The following is a 14959-nucleotide window of genomic DNA, read 5'->3' on the forward strand; positions in this document are numbered from 1 at the left end:
CACAGCCGAGAACCGCTTGCCCTGCCGGATGACCCCGGCGGCTAACCCCGCTTTGATTTGACAGGTCGGGGCACATGCGCTTGGCTCGTCCGGCGTGCCCGCGGGTGCGTTCTGTCCAGAGAGGTGCCATGCGCTTCGTCGCAGCGATCCTTTTCCTGTTGTGCGGCCTGTCCGGCCCGGCCCTTGCGGGCGACGCGCATGTCGCCTGCGTGCAGAACCAGCTTTCCGCGCTGGGGCAAGATCCGGGGCCGGTGGACGGCCAGTCGGGTCCGCGCACAAGGGCCGCCGTGGCGGCGCTGGTGGCGGAGAGCGCGCCCGAGGCGCGGGAGGCCTACGGGCGGCTGCCGGAGTTCTCGCGCCGGGCGGCCGTCGGCTGGTGCCGCGAGATCGGTCGCTTTCACCTCGATGCCCTGCCGTTCATGCCGTCCTACAGGATGCCGGAGGTGCATGTCTCCGACGAGGTCAGCCCGCAGATGCGCCGCGCCCTGCTGGCGGCGCATGCGCAGGCGCGCACCTACATGGCGGAGCAGTACGGCGTGCGGCTGGCCAGCCGGGTGGAGATCGCCGCCGCCGTCACCCCCGAGGCCTTCCGCGAACTGGTGCGCACGACGGAGGAGGGGCAGCAGATCCCCGGCACCACCTTGCGCGCCTCCGCCGAGCGGAACTGCCTTGGCACGCGGGGGCTGGGCGGCAGCATGTACCGCGACGTGATGACCTTCTGCGGGCTGGCGATGGGGGTGGAGGATGCCGCGCAGCTCCGGCTGGCTCGGGATACGCTGACCTCGGTCATGGTGCATGAGTACGTCCACCACCTGCAGCGCGAGATGGCCTACGACAAGGTGGAGCGCTGGGTGCGCAAGGGCGAGACGGTGCGCCGCCGCCTTGGGCCGGCCTGGATGGTGGAGGGCACGGCGGAGGTGCTGGAGTCGCGCTACTGGACCCGGGACGCGCATGTGGCGGGGGATGCGCTGTTCCTGCTGAGGGCGCGGGCCGTCGCGGCGCAGAAGTCGCTGGCCAGCGTGCGCACCGATGACGAGGTGCGGACCGCCGGGGCCTACGCGGTGTCGCACTATGCCGCCGCCCTGCTGGCCGGGCGTTTCGGCGACCAGAGCCTGATCGGCTTCTGGCGCGCCGTGGGCGAGACCGACAACTGGTACGAGGCCTTTGCGCAGGTCTATGGCATGAGCGTGGAGGAGTTCGAGGCGCTCTATGCCGGGATGCTGGAGAGCCGGGCGTACGGGCTGGAGTTCGTGCAGGACATCGACATCGACATCGACGGCGACGGGCTGATCGCGGGGCAGGAGACGCTGCCGCCGGCCGCGGAGACAGCGCAGGTTCAGAGCAACTGAGACGGCCAGATGCCGTAGCGGTCGTTGAGCCACAAGGCCGTGGCCGCGTTGGCGGTGGCGCGGTCGGGCAGGTCCTGCGCGGATTGCAGCGCGGCGGGCCGGTCGAGCGGCGTGCAGAGCGCGCGGGCGGCGGGGACGGCGTGGATCGGGATACCGCGCTGCGCGAGGTGGCCCGAAAACCAGATGTCGTCCACCGGCCACGCCACCTCCGGGATATCGAAGACCTCGGGCCCGAACATGGTGGGGGTGATGCTGAGGCCGGAGAACCCCTGCGCGATGTCGGTGGCGGGCGGGGCGCAGCCCCGGCGTTTCAGCCGGGTGACGGACCAGCCCGCGCCGGTGGTGGCGATGCGATGGGTGCCCGCCTCTTCGAGCGCGCGTAGCCAGCCGTCGCCGTAGAGCGTGTCGTCGTCGCAGGCGGTGATGCGCGCGTGGGGGCAGGCGGCCAGCGCACCCAGCAGTTTCAGCGCCGGGCCGGGGTCGGTTTCGGACCACAGGAGGGTCACGCCCCCGGGCAGCGGCGGTGCCTCTGTCGTGCCGGGGAAGCGGCGGAAGGTGCGGGGCAGGGCGAGCACCACGGCATCGGCGCCCTGCATCGTCAGCGTCTCAAGCACCGGGCCGAGCGTTGCGAAGCGCGGCGGGATCGACGTGAGGGAGATGACGCTGCGGGCGTCCTTCAGGTCTTCGGGAAAGGAAAGGGCGAGGGACGTGGCCCCCGCCCTGCTGACTATCGGCAAGGGGGCCTCAGAAGTTGAAGTTGTAGTTCATCCGCAGTTCGACATCGCGGGTGTCCTCGAAGATCTGGCCACCGTTCAGGTCCATCGACAGCGACCCGCTGCCGGTGTGGTATGTGAACCCGGTGCCGAGCCGCGGCGTGTTGTGCGTCGTCCGCCGGTTCACCCCGTCGTCGTAGCGGTTGAAGTCGGCGCCGATGCTGACGTAGGGCCGGAGCGGGGCGCCCTGGCCGAAGATCGCCTTTGTCCCGATGGAGCCGGTGAGCGCGCTGACGGTGCGCGACGACAGGGCGCCGGCAGAGGGATGATCCTCCGAGAAGCCGGAGACGCCGAGGAAGCTCTCGATCTCCGTGTTGCCCCACATGTAGTTTGCGTTGGCGGTCAGGCCCGCGGCGCGGCGCTCGGCCTCGTAGGAGGTGCCGCCGACCTCGTAATCGGGCCTCGCGAAAAGCGCGTAGCCGGTGACCTCGTAGGTGTCGGAGAGGCGGGTCTTGAAGTAGGGGCCGAAGGACAGCGCGTCCGTTTCCACGTCGATGCCCGCAACGTCCAGGTCGGCGCGGCCGGAGGACAGGAACAGGCCGAGCCGGGTGCCTGCGGCCACCTCCATATCCGCGCCGAGGGTGAATTCGAAGGACCGCCCGTCGATGTCGCCGCTGTAGTTGCGGCCCTGGAGCGAGGCCCAGGCCTGCAGCGGGGAGGACGTGCCGCCGCCGGACAGGAACAGCCCTTGGGTCGAGAGGTTCGGCCCGGTGCCGGTGATGGCGTTGTTGATCGCGTTGCCCACGGCGGCGGTCGATCCGGCCGCCGCGACGGTGGAGCCCGCGCCTTGCGCCGCTGCGGGAAGTCCGCCCCCGGTGGCGGTGGCGCTGTTCGCGGTCCCGCCGCCGGTGCCCGGCCCGGTGGTCGCGGCGGTGCAGGAATAGGTGGCGGTGCCGGACTTGCCGGTGCCCGGCCCGCTCTGCCCGGTGGCGAGGAAGTAGTAGCTGTCGGTCGCGGGGGCGGTGTAGGTGTAGCCGTTGCAGGAGGCGGCGGAGTTGCACAGCACCTTTCCGTTCAGCTCGATCTTGAAGAACTGGAAGTCGCCCGCGGCGGTGAAGTTCGCGTCCTCGCCGCTTTTCAGGTCGCCGGGGAACCCGTAGGATTGCGAGCCGCCGTAATTGTAGTCGACGGAGAAGAATTCGTTGTTGCAGCCGGCAAGGGCCGCCCCCGCGTTCATGGCACCGATGGAGAGGAAGGCGGCAGCACAGGCGGATATTCGACGCAGATGTCTCATGCTGATCCCCGGAACACGTGCGAACCGGCGCTGCCGGTGGCGGCAAGGCTTGAGAAAGAATATCCCTCCGGGCGGTAAATGCAATGTAAACGCATATCCGGTTTGCGCCCGGCGCATGGTTCCCCGCGATTTGTGATGCGGCGGGCGCGGGGTGTTCTGCACAGTCGGGCCAAGGCGGACATGAAAAAGGCCGGGGACATGCCCCGGCCTTTCGCGTTCGGTCTGGATGGGGCGGATCAGGAACCCGCGATCAGGCCCATCGATTCCAGCTTCAGGATGACCTGATGCGCGCAGTTGTCGACTTCGACATTCTCGGTCTCGACGCGCAGTTCGGGGTTCTGCGGCTCTTCGTACGGGTCGGAGATGCCGGTGAACTCCTTGATCTTGCCTTCGCGTGCCAGCTTGTAGAGGCCCTTGCGGTCACGCTTTTCGCATTCCTCGATCGTGGTCGCGACGTGCACTTCGCAGAAGGCGCCGTATTCCTCGATCATCTCGCGCACGGCGCGGCGGGTCGCGGTGTAGGGCGCGATGGGCGCGCAGATCGCGATGCCGCCGTTCTTGGTGATCTCGGATGCGACGTAGCCGATCCGCTTGATGTTGATGTCGCGGTGCTCTTTCGAGAAGCCCAGCTCGGACGACAGGTGCTTGCGGACGACGTCGCCGTCGAGCAGCGTCACCGGGCGGCCGCCCATCTCCATCAGCTTGACCATGAGCGCGTTGGCGATGGTCGACTTGCCGGAGCCGGAGAAGCCGGTGAAGAACACGGTGAAGCCCTGCTTGGAGCGCGGCGGCTTGGTGCGGCGCAGTTCCTTCACGACCTCGGGGAAGGAGAACCATTCCGGGATCTCGAGGCCCTCGGCCAGACGGCGGCGCAGTTCGGTGCCGGAGATGTTGAGGATGGTGACGTTGTCCTTGTCCTCGATCTCGTCCGCGGGTTCGTACTGGGCGCGTTCCTGCACGTAGACCATGTGCTTGAAGTCGACCATTTCACAGCCGATTTCCGCCTGGTGCTCGCGGAAGAGTTCCTGCGCGTCGTAGGGACCGTAGAAATCGTCGCCGGCAGAGTTCTTGCCCGGGCCCGCGTGGTCGCGGCCGACGATCATGTGCGTGCAGCCGTGGTTCTTGCGGATCAGGCCGTGCCAGACGGCTTCGCGCGGACCGGCCATGCGCATGGCGAGGTTCAGAAGCGACATGGTGGTGGTGGAGGCCGGGTACTTGTCCAGAACCGCCTCGTAGCAGCGCACGCGGGTGAAGTGGTCCACGTCGCCCGGCTTCGTCAGGCCGACGACCGGGTGGATCAGCAGGTTGGCCTGCGCTTCCTTCGCGGCGCGGAAGGTCAGTTCCTGGTGCGCGCGGTGCAGCGGGTTGCGGGTCTGGAACGCGACGATCTTGCGCCAGCCGAGCTTGCGGAAGTAGGCGCGCAGCTCGTTCGGGGTGTCGCGGCGGGCGCGGAAGTCGTAGTGCACCGGCTGCTGGATGCCGGTGACGGGGCCGCCGAGGTAGACCTTGCCTGCGGAGTTGTGCAGGTAGTTCACCGCCGGGTGGGCGAGGTCGTCGGCGCCAAAGACCTTCTCGGCCTCTTTCGCCTTGTTCGGGATGTACTTGTCGGTGACCGTCATGGTGGCGAGGATCACGCCTTCCTGGTCACGCAGGGCGATGTCCTGGCCTTCCTCGATCTTGGCGGCGAAGTCCTCGGACACGTCCAGCGTGATCGGCATCGGCCAGAGCTGGCCGTCGGCCAGGCGCATGTTCTCGACGACGCCGTTGTAGTCGTCTTCGCCCAGGAAGCCCTTCAGCGGGTAGAAGCCGCCGTTCATCAGCAGCTCGAGGTCGCAGATCTGGCGGGGGGTCAGATCGTGCGAGGTCAGCTCGCCGGCTTCGATCTTCAGCTTCTGGGCGCTGTCGTAGGAGACGTACAGCTCCGGGATGGGCGCAAGATTGGATTGCATCAGTTTGCTCCTGTATTTGAGGGGGACGAGGTCGCTGGCAGAGCCCGTGAGCTCGGCATGGAGCGCCGCGTATTCGGTGAATTTCCGTGCAAGGAAGGCGTCGATCAGCCGGTTCTTGACTGCCGTTCCTTCGGGTGTCAGCGCATAGGCGAAGCGCTGGCGCCGATCCGGCCCGGGCCGGTTGCTGACCACGATCAGGCCCGCGTTCTGCGCCGCCCTGAGCTGCGTGTTGAGCGTGCCGAGAGATATTCCCAGCGCTTCCGCCGTGGCCCGCTGCGAGGCCTCGGGTGCCTTTTCAAGCTGACGCAGCAGGCGGAAGAGCTGATCGTCTTCCCGAAGCGTCGAAGAGGCAGAAAGCGAAGTCATGAAACCGGCGACTCAAAGTGTGTTCAGTGCTGAACGCATCGCATCATTTCGCACCTGCAGCAAACCCCAAAATCCGGGTTAGGAGAAATTTCGCCCATCCACGCGGATCGCCGTGGCCGATAGGTCACGATCCGCTGCCGCAGCGTCACTTTTTGTCGCGACCCGGCAGTTTTCTCATCGCCTGCTGCATCCCGTCGCCGGGCCATTCCGGGTGTTCTCGGGCGGCGTCCTTCCATGCGGCGCGGAACCGGCGGACCATGCCCGGGCCCGGCACCATCGGGATGTGGGCCAGTTCCCAGTGAAAGCCGTTGATCGGGTCGTCGAAGAAGACACCGTAGTAGCCGGGCGCGTAGATCGCGTATTCGGCGGGCGCCTCCGTCACGGGGATGTCGTTCGCCAAAAGGAAATCGCGGTGAAAGGCGTCGACCTCGCGCCGGTTGCGGGCCCAGAGCGCGATGTGGTGCAGGCCCGTGGCGCGGGCGGCGTGGTCCAGCTTGCCGCCCGACCGCGCGGGCTGGATGCCGATGTAGGAATGCGGGGCGGGGAACCGCGCCATGTAATAGGTGGAGCGGTAGCCCACATCCATCGTCCAGAAGCTCTTGTAGCCGAGCCAGCCGAACAGCCGGTCGTAGAAGGCCACGGAGGTGTCGTAGTCGAGGACGGAAAGTTCGATGTGATTGATGCCGCGCCAGCGCATGTGCCGTCTCCGTTTTCCGGTCCCGCCTTGCGGGGCGTGATTAACCGGGGCGGATGACGTTCATGCGACGGCGCGGCACGCGCGCGCCGTCAGTCTTCGCCGTCGCCCATGAGGCCCCAGCCATCGGGGGCAAAGCCGTGGTCCAGCGCGAGGCGGGTGGCCACTTCCTCGCCCAGCCAGATGCCGTCGGCCGAGATGATCTGGTCGGGCAGGGTGGCGACGAGGTAGCGGCCTTCCTCGTCGTCCTCCACCCAGTCGCAGTCGAAGCCCTCCTTCGAGAGGGCATCGGCCAGCGGGCGCCAGTCGGCCTCGCCCTCGGGGACGAGGAAATAGTCCACGTCGGCGAATTCCGGCAGGCCCGGCCCGTCGCGCAGTTCGGCATAGGTGGCCCGGGTCTCGGCCCGCTGGGCGGCGAAGTCGTGGTCCATCAGTGTCCCGCTTCGACGGGCACGCCGTAGCCCAGCGGCTCGACCGTGTCCTTGCCGTCGTCGAGGTCCTGTTCGGACAGCCAGCGCTCGGCCTCGAGCGCGGCCATGCAGCCCATCCCGGCCGAGGTCACTGCCTGCCGGTACTTGTGGTCGGTCAGGTCGCCCGCGGCGAAGACGCCAGGGATCGAGGTCTCGGTGCTGTCGGGCTTCGTCTTCACGTAGCCGCCCATGTGGGTTTCCAGCACGTCCTTCACCAGTTCGGAGGCGGGCGCGTGGCCGATGGCGACGAAGACGCCGGCGCAGGGGATCTCGGAAATCTCGCCGGTCTTGACGTTCTTCACCTTCACGCCGGTGACGCCCTTGGGCATGTCGGTGCCCATGACTTCCTCGAGCTGGTGGAACCAGAGCGGGTGGATCTTCGGGTTCTTCAGCAGGCGGTCCTGCAGGATCTTCTCGGCACGCAGCTCGTCGCGGCGGTGGATCAGCGTGACCTTGGAGGCGAAGTTGGTCAGGAACAGCGCCTCTTCGACCGCGGTGTTGCCGCCGCCGATCACCACGATTTCCTGCCCGCGGTAGAAGAAGCCGTCACAGGTCGCGCAGGCCGAGACGCCGAAGCCCTTGAAGGCCTCCTCGGAGGGCATGCCCAGCCACTTGGCGCGGGCGCCGGTGGCGAGGATGATGCTGTCGGCGGTGTAGGTCGTGCCGCTGTCGCCATGCGCCACGAAGGGGCGGACGTCGAAGTCGATCTTCGTGATGATGTCGCCGATGATCTCGGTGCCCATGGCGCGCGCATGCGCTTCCATGTTGACCATCAGGTCGGGGCCCTGGATCTCGGTGTTGCCGGGCCAGTTCTCCACCTCGGTGGTGGTGGTCAGCTGGCCGCCGGGCTCCAGCCCCTGCACGAGGATCGGCTCCAGCATGGCGCGGGAGGCATAGACACCTGCGGTGTATCCGGCCGGGCCGGAACCGATGATCAGGACCTTGGTGTGGCGGGTTTGGGACGTCTCTGCCATGGGGCCGCTCCATACGTTCGGGATGGGCCTTGCATATAGTCACAGGGACCACAGGTGCAATGCGTCAGGATTGAGCGAACATGGGATAAGAATATTGCGCTTTTGCGAAATATTATTGCGCGCAGTCCGGGGGCTGGTATAACAAACGCGAAAATTGGCAGGGGGAGAGGCATGCCGACGCATCGGCTAGATCCTATTGATCGCAAGATTCTGTCCGAACTGCAAACGGATGGGCGCATGACGAACGTGGAACTCGCGCGGCGGGTGGGCATTTCCGCGCCGCCCTGCCTGCGCAGAGTGCGGGTTCTGGAAGAGCAGGGCTATATCCAGGGCTACCACGCGGACGTGGATGCCCGGGCGCTCGGGTTCGAGGTGCAGGTGTTCGTCATGGTCGGGCTGCAAAGCCAGGCGGAGTCCGACCTGTCGGCCTTCGAGGCGCGGTGCCGCGGCTGGCCGTTGGTGCGGGAGTGCCACATGCTGAACGGCGAGGTGGACTTCATCCTGAAGTGCGTGGCGCCCGACCTGTCGACCTTCCAGAGTTTCCTGACCGGCGACCTGCTGACGGCGCCGAACGTGGCCAGCGTGAAGACCTCGCTGGTGATCCGCGGCGCGAAGGACGAGCCCGGCGTGCCGTTCGACGTGCTGGAAGAGCGGCTGAGCCGCACCGCCTGACACATGCTGCGCAGGGTGGCGCGAAGCTCCACCCTACAATCTGTCGCGACGGGTCGTAGGGCGGGGCTATGCGCCGCCTGCCTCCCCCGGTCGGGCCGGGTGCGGTCGTCAGGCGTCGATCAGGCCCTCGATGACCTCGCGGGAGGTGCGCGTGGCGCAGGTCTCGCCGAAGTCGCCCAGCGTTTCGAAGTTCGGGAACATCGACATGAACAGCTCGCGCGTCTTTGCGCCGAGCTGTTGGCTGGCGGAATTGCCGGGGTGGAACGTCTCCACCTCCACGCCGCCGACCTTGAGCGTCGTGTGGCGCCGCACCATCAGGTGATACAGCTGCACCGTGCCGGCGGGGCTGATCTGCAGGAAGCGGTCGCCGTCGGTGTATTCCTCCACCCGGGCGAGCACGGCGGCCTGTCCCAGCAGCGCCTTCAGCCGCGCGTGGCGCACGACCATGCGGGCCGCCGGCCCGAAGAGCAGGTCCATCGGCGGGCTGCCGAGACCCATGGCATCCGCGGTCACGCGGGTCAGGTGGGTGAGCGATGTGTCCTCTGTCGCGCGTCCGGGCACGTAGGTCGTGGAGCCGATCCAGGTGACGGGTTCGGAGCCGAGCGCGGTCTGGATGTAGTCGCCGGGCACCAGGTCCTCGATCGCGACCGGGCCGCGCAGGGTGTCGATCAGCGTGCCGCGCGCGAAGGCCGAGGCGCATTCCTCGAAGAAGGGCGTCGCCGGGGCGACGTGCTGGGTGAAATCGACGGTCAGGTCCGGCCGCAGGGTGGCGACCTCGAACTTGCGCATGAGAGAACTTGCACGCCGAGGCCGCCCGTCCGTGTGAGCGTCACGGGCCGGAGAAATGGAAGCAGTGCCTGCGTAGGCTGCGGGAGAAAACCCGCGGTGGAGACTGGACATGTGAGCACCCCTTAAAAAGGTCGGTCACAACCGTGCTGGCCCCCACCAACAACGACAGAAGGACGTATGATTTCGCGTCTTCGCTGATGCTGTATAAGCCCCAATTCTTCCCTGAGGTCAAAATTGGAGAGGCGCAGCCTGTCGTTGCGTCTTCAATCCTCGGGGTGAGGCGGGGATTGTCGGTGGGGGGTGAACGGTTTTGCCACAGTTCGCCCCGCGCGGCCCCGAATCGTCCTCGGTTTCGCCGCTGCAGTTCCTTGGGTGTGGAGCGTGCCGCGCGACGGTGCCCCGGGGTGGCGGAAACGGAAAAGGCGGGGAAATCCCCGCCCTGTTCCGGCCTGTCATCCGGTCTTCGGTCCGGGCCGGAAGGGCCCGTGTCGGTCAGATGCGCTCAGGCGCGCTTCAGGACCTGCGCCGCCGGTTTGCGGTTCGCGATCATCGCGGCGCGGGGCGCGCCACGCTCCCAGGGCATACGGGTGCTCTCGTTCGCCCTGGCGGTTTCGATGATCGACTTGATGAAGCGACGCTGTTTCATGATCCCGGCTCTTCTCTCTGACTGCTCTGTCGGGCGGCTTGTCCGCCTGTTCTCTGCCCCCGAATGTCGCGGCCAAATGGGGCGGACTTGTGACCGAGTTGGGATAATATCGCGAACACGGGCGGCATTGTTTCCGAGCGGTGCCGCCGTCGCGCGCCCGCGATCAGAGCCGGATGGCAGAGATCAACCGGCCGTAGTCCGCCTCGCCCGCGTGGGTCGCGCGGCGGTAGGAATAGAACCGGTCCGGGTCGGCGTAGGTGCAGTGGCGGGTCCACTCTGCCTCCACCCCCGCGCTGCGCAGGCGGTGCAGCCCGTAGGCGGGCAGGTCGAACAGCATCCGGTCGCCGGTGCCGCTGGCGAAGAAGCGGGTGTTGGCCGGGTCCTCGGCCATGAAATCGTCGAGGAATTCCGGGCCGACCTCGTAGGCGCCCTGGCTGATCGACGGCCCGATGACGGCCTGGATGCTGTCACGCTCGGCGCCCAGTGCCTCCATCGCCTCGATCGTCGCCTCCAGCACGCCCCCCAGCGCCCCGCGCCAGCCCGCGTGGGCGGCTGCAATCACGCCGTTGTCGGCATCGGCGAAGAGCACCGGCTGGCAGTCGGCGGTCAGCACGGCGAGGGCGACCCCCTCGGTCGCGGTGACCAGCGCGTCGGCCTTGGGGCGCGGCTCGTCCAGCGGTCCGTCGACGGTCACCGCATCGGCGGAATGCACCTGGTGCACGGTCACAAGCGCGCCTGGCTCCACGCCCAGGGCGTCGGCGACGCGGGCGCGGTTGATCGACACCATCTCCGACTGGTCGGAGGAGCCGGGACCGCAGTTCAGCCCCGAGAAGATGCCCGAGGACGCCCCGCCCCTTCGGGTGAAGAAGCCGTGGCGGAAGGGTGAAAGGCTGTCGGCGGTGATGATCTCGAGCGTCATTGCTGGCGTCAATCCGGGGTCGTCGTGCGTGCGGGCAAAGGGGCGGCGGGGGCGGGATACATGGCTTTCGGCGCGGCGGACATCAGGACGGATCGGGCAAACCGGTTCCGGGGGGCGGCGGCGCATCCTGCGGGAAGAGCGCCAGCACCTTGAACAGTGACCCCATTTCCGCGGGGTGCGTCAACCGCCGATGTGCGGCAACATGGCTTTCCAGCGCGGCCCCGCCCAGCCCGCGCGCCAGGGCCTGCGCACGCGCCGTGATCCCGAGATGTTCGAGGAACACGCCCTGCGGGGTCATGGCACTGTGGGCGGCGGGGTATGCGGCCCCTGCCAGCGCCTCGAAGTCGACATGCGCGGTCAGGTCGGCCTCGCCGGGCCTGTCGAAAGGTTCGGCGGGTTTGTGCCGGTACATCGCCTGGAAGGTGTCGCCGCGAGAGCGCCAGTCGCCGTAGTCGACGATCAGCGCCGCGCCGCCGTGGGCCGCGATGCGGCGGCCGATCTCCTGCGCGATGGCCTGTGCCGGGGCGCAGGTTTCGACGATCTGGCCGGGCTCGGTATCGGCCAGCCGGTGGTCGAGCGCCTCGTGCGGGGCGGGATCGGTGAGGCCGAGCACGGGCGCGCCGTCCTTCAGGCCGACGACCCGTTCCTGCCAGCCTTTCGCGTGGCGCTGGAACTGGCGGATCGGCAGGGCGTCGAAGAACTCGTTCGCGATCAGGAACAGCGGCGCCTCGGGGAGGGAAACAACCGAATCGTGCCATGCCGCGCCGGGCAGGCGGCCCGCCTGTTCGGCACGCAGGGCGGGCGAGGTTTCCACCAGGTGCAGGGTCAGGGCATCGTGGAAACCGGGCACGCGGGCGGTGGCGCGCAGGGCGTCGGCCATGAGCGTGCCGCGCCCCGGGCCAAGCTCGCACAGTACGAAGGGGTCGGGCGCGCCCTGGTCCAGCCAGCTTTGCGCCAGCGCGAGGCCGATCAGCTCGCCGAACATCTGGGAAATTTCGGGCGCGGTGGTGAAGTCGCCCCCGGCCCCCAGCGGATCGCGGGTGGCGTAATAGCCATGCTCCGGGTGCGAGAGGCACAGCGCCATGTAATCGGCGAGCGTGAGCGGCCCGGTGCGCGAGATCTGGCGGGTGACGATATCCTTGAGCGCGGTCATGCGGTGCGCGCACCGGCCCCGGACCTGCGCCGCCGCGCCCAGAGGATCAGGGCGAGACCGCCGAGGATCATCGGCAGGGTCAGGAGCTGGCCCATGGTCAGGCCGAAGCCGTCGATGTGCAGCGCGAGGCCGGTGGGGTTGCCGGGGCTGACGAACTGCGCGTCGGGCTGGCGGAAGAACTCCACGACGAAACGGGCAAGGCCGTAGCCCGCGAAGAACGTCCCGGCGACGACGCCCGGGGTCTTCAGCGCACCGCGCCGCACCAGCACGAGCAGGACGAGGCCGAGGAGCAGCCCTTCGAGCGTTGCCTCGTAGATCTGCGAGGGGTGGCGGGCGCAGAGCTCTCCGATGGGCTGGCCGCAGGACTGGGCCATGTCGCCGGGAAAGATCACCGCCCAGGGCGCGTCGGAGGGGCGGCCCCAGAGCTCGGCGTTGACGAAGTTGGCGAGCCGCCCGAGCAGCAGCCCCGGCGGCGTGGCCAGCGCGAGCAGGTCGGCGGTGGGCAGCATGGGGATGCGGTTGCGGGCGCAGAAGATCAGCGTCGCGACGATGACTCCGAGGAGGCCGCCGTGAAACGCCATGCCACCCTGCCAGATCATCGGGATCTCGAGCGGGTGGCTCAGGTAGTAGCCCGGCATGTAGAACAGCACGAAGCCCAGCCGTCCGCCGATGATGACCCCGAGGATGATCCAGGTCAGCAGGTCCTCGACCTGGCGTGGCGTCATCGGCGGCGTGTCAGCGGGCCAGAGCGGGGCGCGTTTGAGCGCACTGACGGCCAGCCGCCAGCCGATCAGGATGCCCGCGATATAGGCCAGCGCGTACCAGCGCAGCGCGAATTCCATGCCGAAGGCGGAGACGGAGAAGACCTCGGACGAGAGGTTCGGGAAGGGGATGGCTGCGATCATGGATGCCTCTTGCCTGTGCTCCGGGGATGCCGTCAACCTTGAGCGTCGGGCCTTTGGTGTCCATATAGGTATGAAACGCAAAGCCGGAGTGACTTTCATGCAAACCCGCAACAAGGTTTTCGACGATCTGAGCCAGCTGATGACCAACGCCATGGGCGTGGCGCAGGGGGCGAGGGAAGAGGCGGAGACCGCCTTCAAGGGAATGGTGGACCGCTGGCTGGCGGACCGCGACTTCGTGACCCGCGAGGAATTCGACGCCGTCCGCGCCATGGCGCAGAAGGCGCGCGAGGAGAACGAGGCGCTGAAGGCGCGGCTGGACAAGCTGGAGGCGTCCTCAAAGTAAGGGATTGCGCCCTGCTGCCGCAGGTCGCCACGGGGCGGGCGCGGGGCTGACGCCCCGCGCCCGCTGCGTTTTCTGGGCTGTCCGGCGCATGATGTGCGGGGGCGCCTTCTGGGGCGCCTTGCTGCGAGGGGCCTGCCCCTCGCGCTCCCCGAGGTATTTGCACAAGGTGAAACGGGGCGGGCGCCCGGTTTCTGGTATACCGTTTGACTTGGCGGGCCGCTTCGGTGTTTGTGTCAGCGCAAACAGGGAGGTGAGCCATGTATCTCGGTCTGGATCTCGGGACATCGGGCCTGCGGGCGCTTCTGGTCGGCGAGGACGGCGCGCCGGTCGCGAGCGTGTCGGAAAGCTATCAGACCGCGCATCCCAATCCCGGCTGGTCGGAGCAGGATCCGGCGGTCTGGGTGGCGGCGGTCGATGCCGTGCTGACGCGGATGGCGGCGGAGCGTCCGGCGGACATGGCGGCGGTGCGGGGCATCGGCGTGTCCGGGCACATGCACGGGGCGGTCTGCCTCGATGCCGGGGGCGCGGTGGTGCGGCCCTGCATCCTGTGGAACGACACCCGCAGCTTTGCCGAGGCGGCGGCGCTGGATGCGGCCGACGATGTGCGCGCCTTGTCCGGCAACATCGTCTTCCCCGGCTTCACCGCGCCGAAACTCGCGTGGATGGCCGCGCATGAGCCCGAGGCCTTCGCGCGCGTCGCACATGTGGTGCTGCCAGCGGGCTACATGAACTTTCACCTCACCGGAGAGCTGTTCGCGGACATGTCCGACAGCGCCGGCACGTCCTGGCTGGACGTGGGCGCGCGCGACTGGTCCGGGCGGCTGCTGGAGGCGGGCGGCATGACGCGGGCGCAGATGCCGCGGCTTGTCGAGGGCTCGGAGGTGGGCGGGCAGTTGCGCCGCGATCTGGCCGAGCGCTGGGGCATGACCGGCACCGTGGCCGTCGTGGGCGGCGCGGGTGACAATGCGGCCTCGGCCTGCGGGGTTGGCGCGATGCGCGAAGGGCAGGGGTTCGTGTCGCTTGGCACCTCGGGCGTGCTGCTGACCGGGCGCGACGGCTATGCGCCGTTGCCGGAGAGCGCGGTGCACACCTTCTGCCATGCGGTGCCGGGGCAATGGTACCAGATGGGGGTGATCCTCGCCGCGACGGATTCGCTGAATTGGCTGTCGCGGGTCACGGGGACATCGCCCGCAGACCTGGCGCGTGAACTGGGCGACGAGATCGCCGGGCCGGGGCGGCTGCGCTTCCTGCCGTATCTCTCGGGCGAGCGGACGCCGCACAACGACGCCCGCATCCGGGGCGGCTTCCTGAACATCGAGCAGGCGACGGACCGCCGCGCCATGACGCAGGCGGTGATGGAGGGCGTGGCCTTTGCGCTTGGCGACTGTGCGCTGGCCCTGGGCCAGACCGGGGTCCGGCTGCAGAGCCTCCTGGCGATCGGCGGCGGTGCGGCCTCGCGCTTCTGGGTGAAGACCATCGCCACGGTGCTGGGCGTGCCGCTGGACCTGCCGGAGGCCGGGGATTTCGGCGCGGCGCTGGGGGCGGCGCGGCTGGCCATGGTCGGATGCGGTGCGGGCACGGTCGAGGAGGTCATGGTGGCCCCCGCCGTGCGCGAGACCGTCGCACCGGAGGCAGCCCTCGCGGACGCCTACGCCGAGGCCTTCGCGGCCTACCGCGCGACCTATCCGGCGGTGAAGGACCTGCCGTAACACGTATCCTTGGG

General features: G+C 68.4%; 15 protein-coding genes. 4 read left to right on the forward strand and 11 right to left on the reverse strand.

Annotated elements, in window-relative coordinates; all coding sequences use genetic code 11:
• Nucleotides 1-128: 128 nt before the first annotated feature.
• Entirely contained in the window at nucleotides 129-1349 is a 1221-nt protein-coding gene (locus tag ACU0DV_RS16050; RefSeq protein WP_446242144.1) for a peptidoglycan-binding domain-containing protein, read from the forward strand.
• Here ACU0DV_RS16050 and ACU0DV_RS16055 read toward each other — a convergent pair.
• From ACU0DV_RS16055 to trxB, 6 genes are all read right to left on the reverse strand, one after another.
• Nucleotides 1337-2086: a hypothetical protein gene (locus ACU0DV_RS16055; RefSeq protein ID WP_446242145.1), complete on the reverse strand. Its 750-nt coding sequence runs from the start codon at nucleotides 2084-2086 to the stop codon at nucleotides 1337-1339. The two genes, ACU0DV_RS16050 and ACU0DV_RS16055, sit on opposite strands and share 13 nt — an antisense overlap.
• A gap of 7 nt (nucleotides 2087-2093) precedes the next feature.
• Nucleotides 2094-3356 carry an autotransporter domain-containing protein gene (locus ACU0DV_RS16060; RefSeq protein ID WP_446242146.1) on the reverse strand — a complete coding sequence of 421 codons (1263 nt, stop codon included), beginning with the start codon at nucleotides 3354-3356 and terminating at the stop codon, nucleotides 2094-2096.
• Nucleotides 3357-3592: 236 nt separating this feature from the next.
• The gene (locus ACU0DV_RS16065; protein ID WP_446242147.1) at nucleotides 3593-5671 is read right to left on the reverse strand and encodes a bifunctional sulfate adenylyltransferase/adenylylsulfate kinase; all 2079 of its coding nucleotides are present in this window, start codon (nucleotides 5669-5671) and stop codon (nucleotides 3593-3595) included.
• 145 nt (nucleotides 5672-5816) lie between these two features.
• On the reverse strand, nucleotides 5817-6368 hold the full coding sequence (locus tag ACU0DV_RS16070) for a VOC family protein (protein WP_446242148.1): 552 nt from the start codon (nucleotides 6366-6368) through the stop codon (nucleotides 5817-5819).
• 89 nt (nucleotides 6369-6457) lie between these two features.
• Entirely contained in the window at nucleotides 6458-6796 is a 339-nt protein-coding gene (locus ACU0DV_RS16075; RefSeq protein WP_100928205.1) for a ribonuclease E inhibitor RraB, read from the reverse strand.
• Nucleotides 6796-7809: a thioredoxin-disulfide reductase gene (gene trxB / locus ACU0DV_RS16080; protein ID WP_100928204.1), complete on the reverse strand. Its 1014-nt coding sequence runs from the start codon at nucleotides 7807-7809 to the stop codon at nucleotides 6796-6798. The genes ACU0DV_RS16075 and trxB overlap by 1 nt, the downstream gene beginning before the upstream one ends.
• A 171-nt stretch (nucleotides 7810-7980) precedes the next feature.
• Here trxB and ACU0DV_RS16085 point away from each other — a divergent pair, with 171 nt between their 5' ends.
• Nucleotides 7981-8481, forward strand: coding sequence for an Lrp/AsnC family transcriptional regulator (locus tag ACU0DV_RS16085; protein WP_100928203.1), 501 nt, complete (start codon nucleotides 7981-7983; stop codon nucleotides 8479-8481).
• A 108-nt stretch (nucleotides 8482-8589) separates the two neighbouring features.
• On the opposite strand, the gene ACU0DV_RS16090 is transcribed toward ACU0DV_RS16085, so the two are convergent.
• The 5 genes from ACU0DV_RS16090 to lgt all read right to left on the reverse strand — a co-directional run bounded on the left by ACU0DV_RS16090 (nucleotide 8590) and on the right by lgt (nucleotide 12893).
• Nucleotides 8590-9270, reverse strand: coding sequence for a Hint domain-containing protein (locus ACU0DV_RS16090; RefSeq protein WP_446242149.1), 681 nt, complete (start codon nucleotides 9268-9270; stop codon nucleotides 8590-8592).
• A 502-nt stretch (nucleotides 9271-9772) separates the two neighbouring features.
• Complete coding sequence (locus ACU0DV_RS16095; protein WP_198521840.1) at nucleotides 9773-9916, reverse strand: hypothetical protein; 144 nt, start codon at nucleotides 9914-9916, stop codon at nucleotides 9773-9775.
• A gap of 163 nt (nucleotides 9917-10079) precedes the next feature.
• Nucleotides 10080-10835, reverse strand: a complete 756-nt coding sequence (gene pgeF, locus ACU0DV_RS16100; RefSeq protein ID WP_446242150.1) for a peptidoglycan editing factor PgeF — start codon at nucleotides 10833-10835, stop codon at nucleotides 10080-10082.
• Nucleotides 10836-10917: 82 nt separating this feature from the next.
• Nucleotides 10918-11988, reverse strand: coding sequence for a class I SAM-dependent methyltransferase (locus tag ACU0DV_RS16105; protein ID WP_446242151.1), 1071 nt, complete (start codon nucleotides 11986-11988; stop codon nucleotides 10918-10920).
• Nucleotides 11985-12893: a prolipoprotein diacylglyceryl transferase gene (gene lgt / locus ACU0DV_RS16110; protein ID WP_283982012.1), complete on the reverse strand. Its 909-nt coding sequence runs from the start codon at nucleotides 12891-12893 to the stop codon at nucleotides 11985-11987. The genes ACU0DV_RS16105 and lgt overlap by 4 nt, the downstream gene beginning before the upstream one ends.
• 97 nt (nucleotides 12894-12990) lie before the next feature.
• Between lgt and ACU0DV_RS16115 the strand changes: the two genes are divergently transcribed.
• Together ACU0DV_RS16115 and xylB are read left to right on the forward strand one after the other, a co-directional pair.
• Nucleotides 12991-13236 (forward strand): accessory factor UbiK family protein, encoded by a 246-nt coding sequence (locus tag ACU0DV_RS16115; RefSeq protein ID WP_283982013.1) that lies wholly within the window; start codon nucleotides 12991-12993, stop codon nucleotides 13234-13236.
• A 257-nt stretch (nucleotides 13237-13493) separates the two neighbouring features.
• The gene (gene xylB, locus ACU0DV_RS16120; protein WP_446242152.1) at nucleotides 13494-14945 is read left to right on the forward strand and encodes a xylulokinase; all 1452 of its coding nucleotides are present in this window, start codon (nucleotides 13494-13496) and stop codon (nucleotides 14943-14945) included.
• Nucleotides 14946-14959 lie beyond the last annotated feature (14 nt).

It is taken from the genome of Sagittula sp., assembly GCF_052825245.1.

Bases quoted from the DNA above. Each gene is read 5' to 3' on its own strand.
- ACU0DV_RS16105 (WP_446242151.1), bottom strand. From the start codon at position 11,988: ATGACCGCGCTCAAGGATATCGTCACCCGCCAGATCTCGCGCACCGGG.
- lgt (WP_283982012.1), bottom strand. From the start codon at position 12,893: ATGATCGCAGCCATCCCCTTCCCGAACCTCTCGTCCGAGGTCTTCTCC.
- ACU0DV_RS16065 (WP_446242147.1), bottom strand. From the start codon at position 5,671: ATGACTTCGCTTTCTGCCTCTTCGACGCTTCGGGAAGACGATCAGCTC.
- trxB (WP_100928204.1), bottom strand. From the start codon at position 7,809: ATGGCAGAGACGTCCCAAACCCGCCACACCAAGGTCCTGATCATCGGT.
- ACU0DV_RS16070 (WP_446242148.1), bottom strand. From the start codon at position 6,368: ATGCGCTGGCGCGGCATCAATCACATCGAACTTTCCGTCCTCGACTAC.
- ACU0DV_RS16085 (WP_100928203.1), top strand. From the start codon at position 7,981: ATGCCGACGCATCGGCTAGATCCTATTGATCGCAAGATTCTGTCCGAA.
- ACU0DV_RS16090 (WP_446242149.1), bottom strand. From the start codon at position 9,270: ATGCGCAAGTTCGAGGTCGCCACCCTGCGGCCGGACCTGACCGTCGAT.
- xylB (WP_446242152.1), top strand. From the start codon at position 13,494: ATGTATCTCGGTCTGGATCTCGGGACATCGGGCCTGCGGGCGCTTCTG.
- ACU0DV_RS16115 (WP_283982013.1), top strand. From the start codon at position 12,991: ATGCAAACCCGCAACAAGGTTTTCGACGATCTGAGCCAGCTGATGACC.
- pgeF (WP_446242150.1), bottom strand. From the start codon at position 10,835: ATGACGCTCGAGATCATCACCGCCGACAGCCTTTCACCCTTCCGCCAC.
- ACU0DV_RS16050 (WP_446242144.1), top strand. From the start codon at position 129: ATGCGCTTCGTCGCAGCGATCCTTTTCCTGTTGTGCGGCCTGTCCGGC.
- ACU0DV_RS16095 (WP_198521840.1), bottom strand. From the start codon at position 9,916: ATGAAACAGCGTCGCTTCATCAAGTCGATCATCGAAACCGCCAGGGCG.
- ACU0DV_RS16060 (WP_446242146.1), bottom strand. From the start codon at position 3,356: ATGAGACATCTGCGTCGAATATCCGCCTGTGCTGCCGCCTTCCTCTCC.
- ACU0DV_RS16075 (WP_100928205.1), bottom strand. From the start codon at position 6,796: ATGGACCACGACTTCGCCGCCCAGCGGGCCGAGACCCGGGCCACCTAT.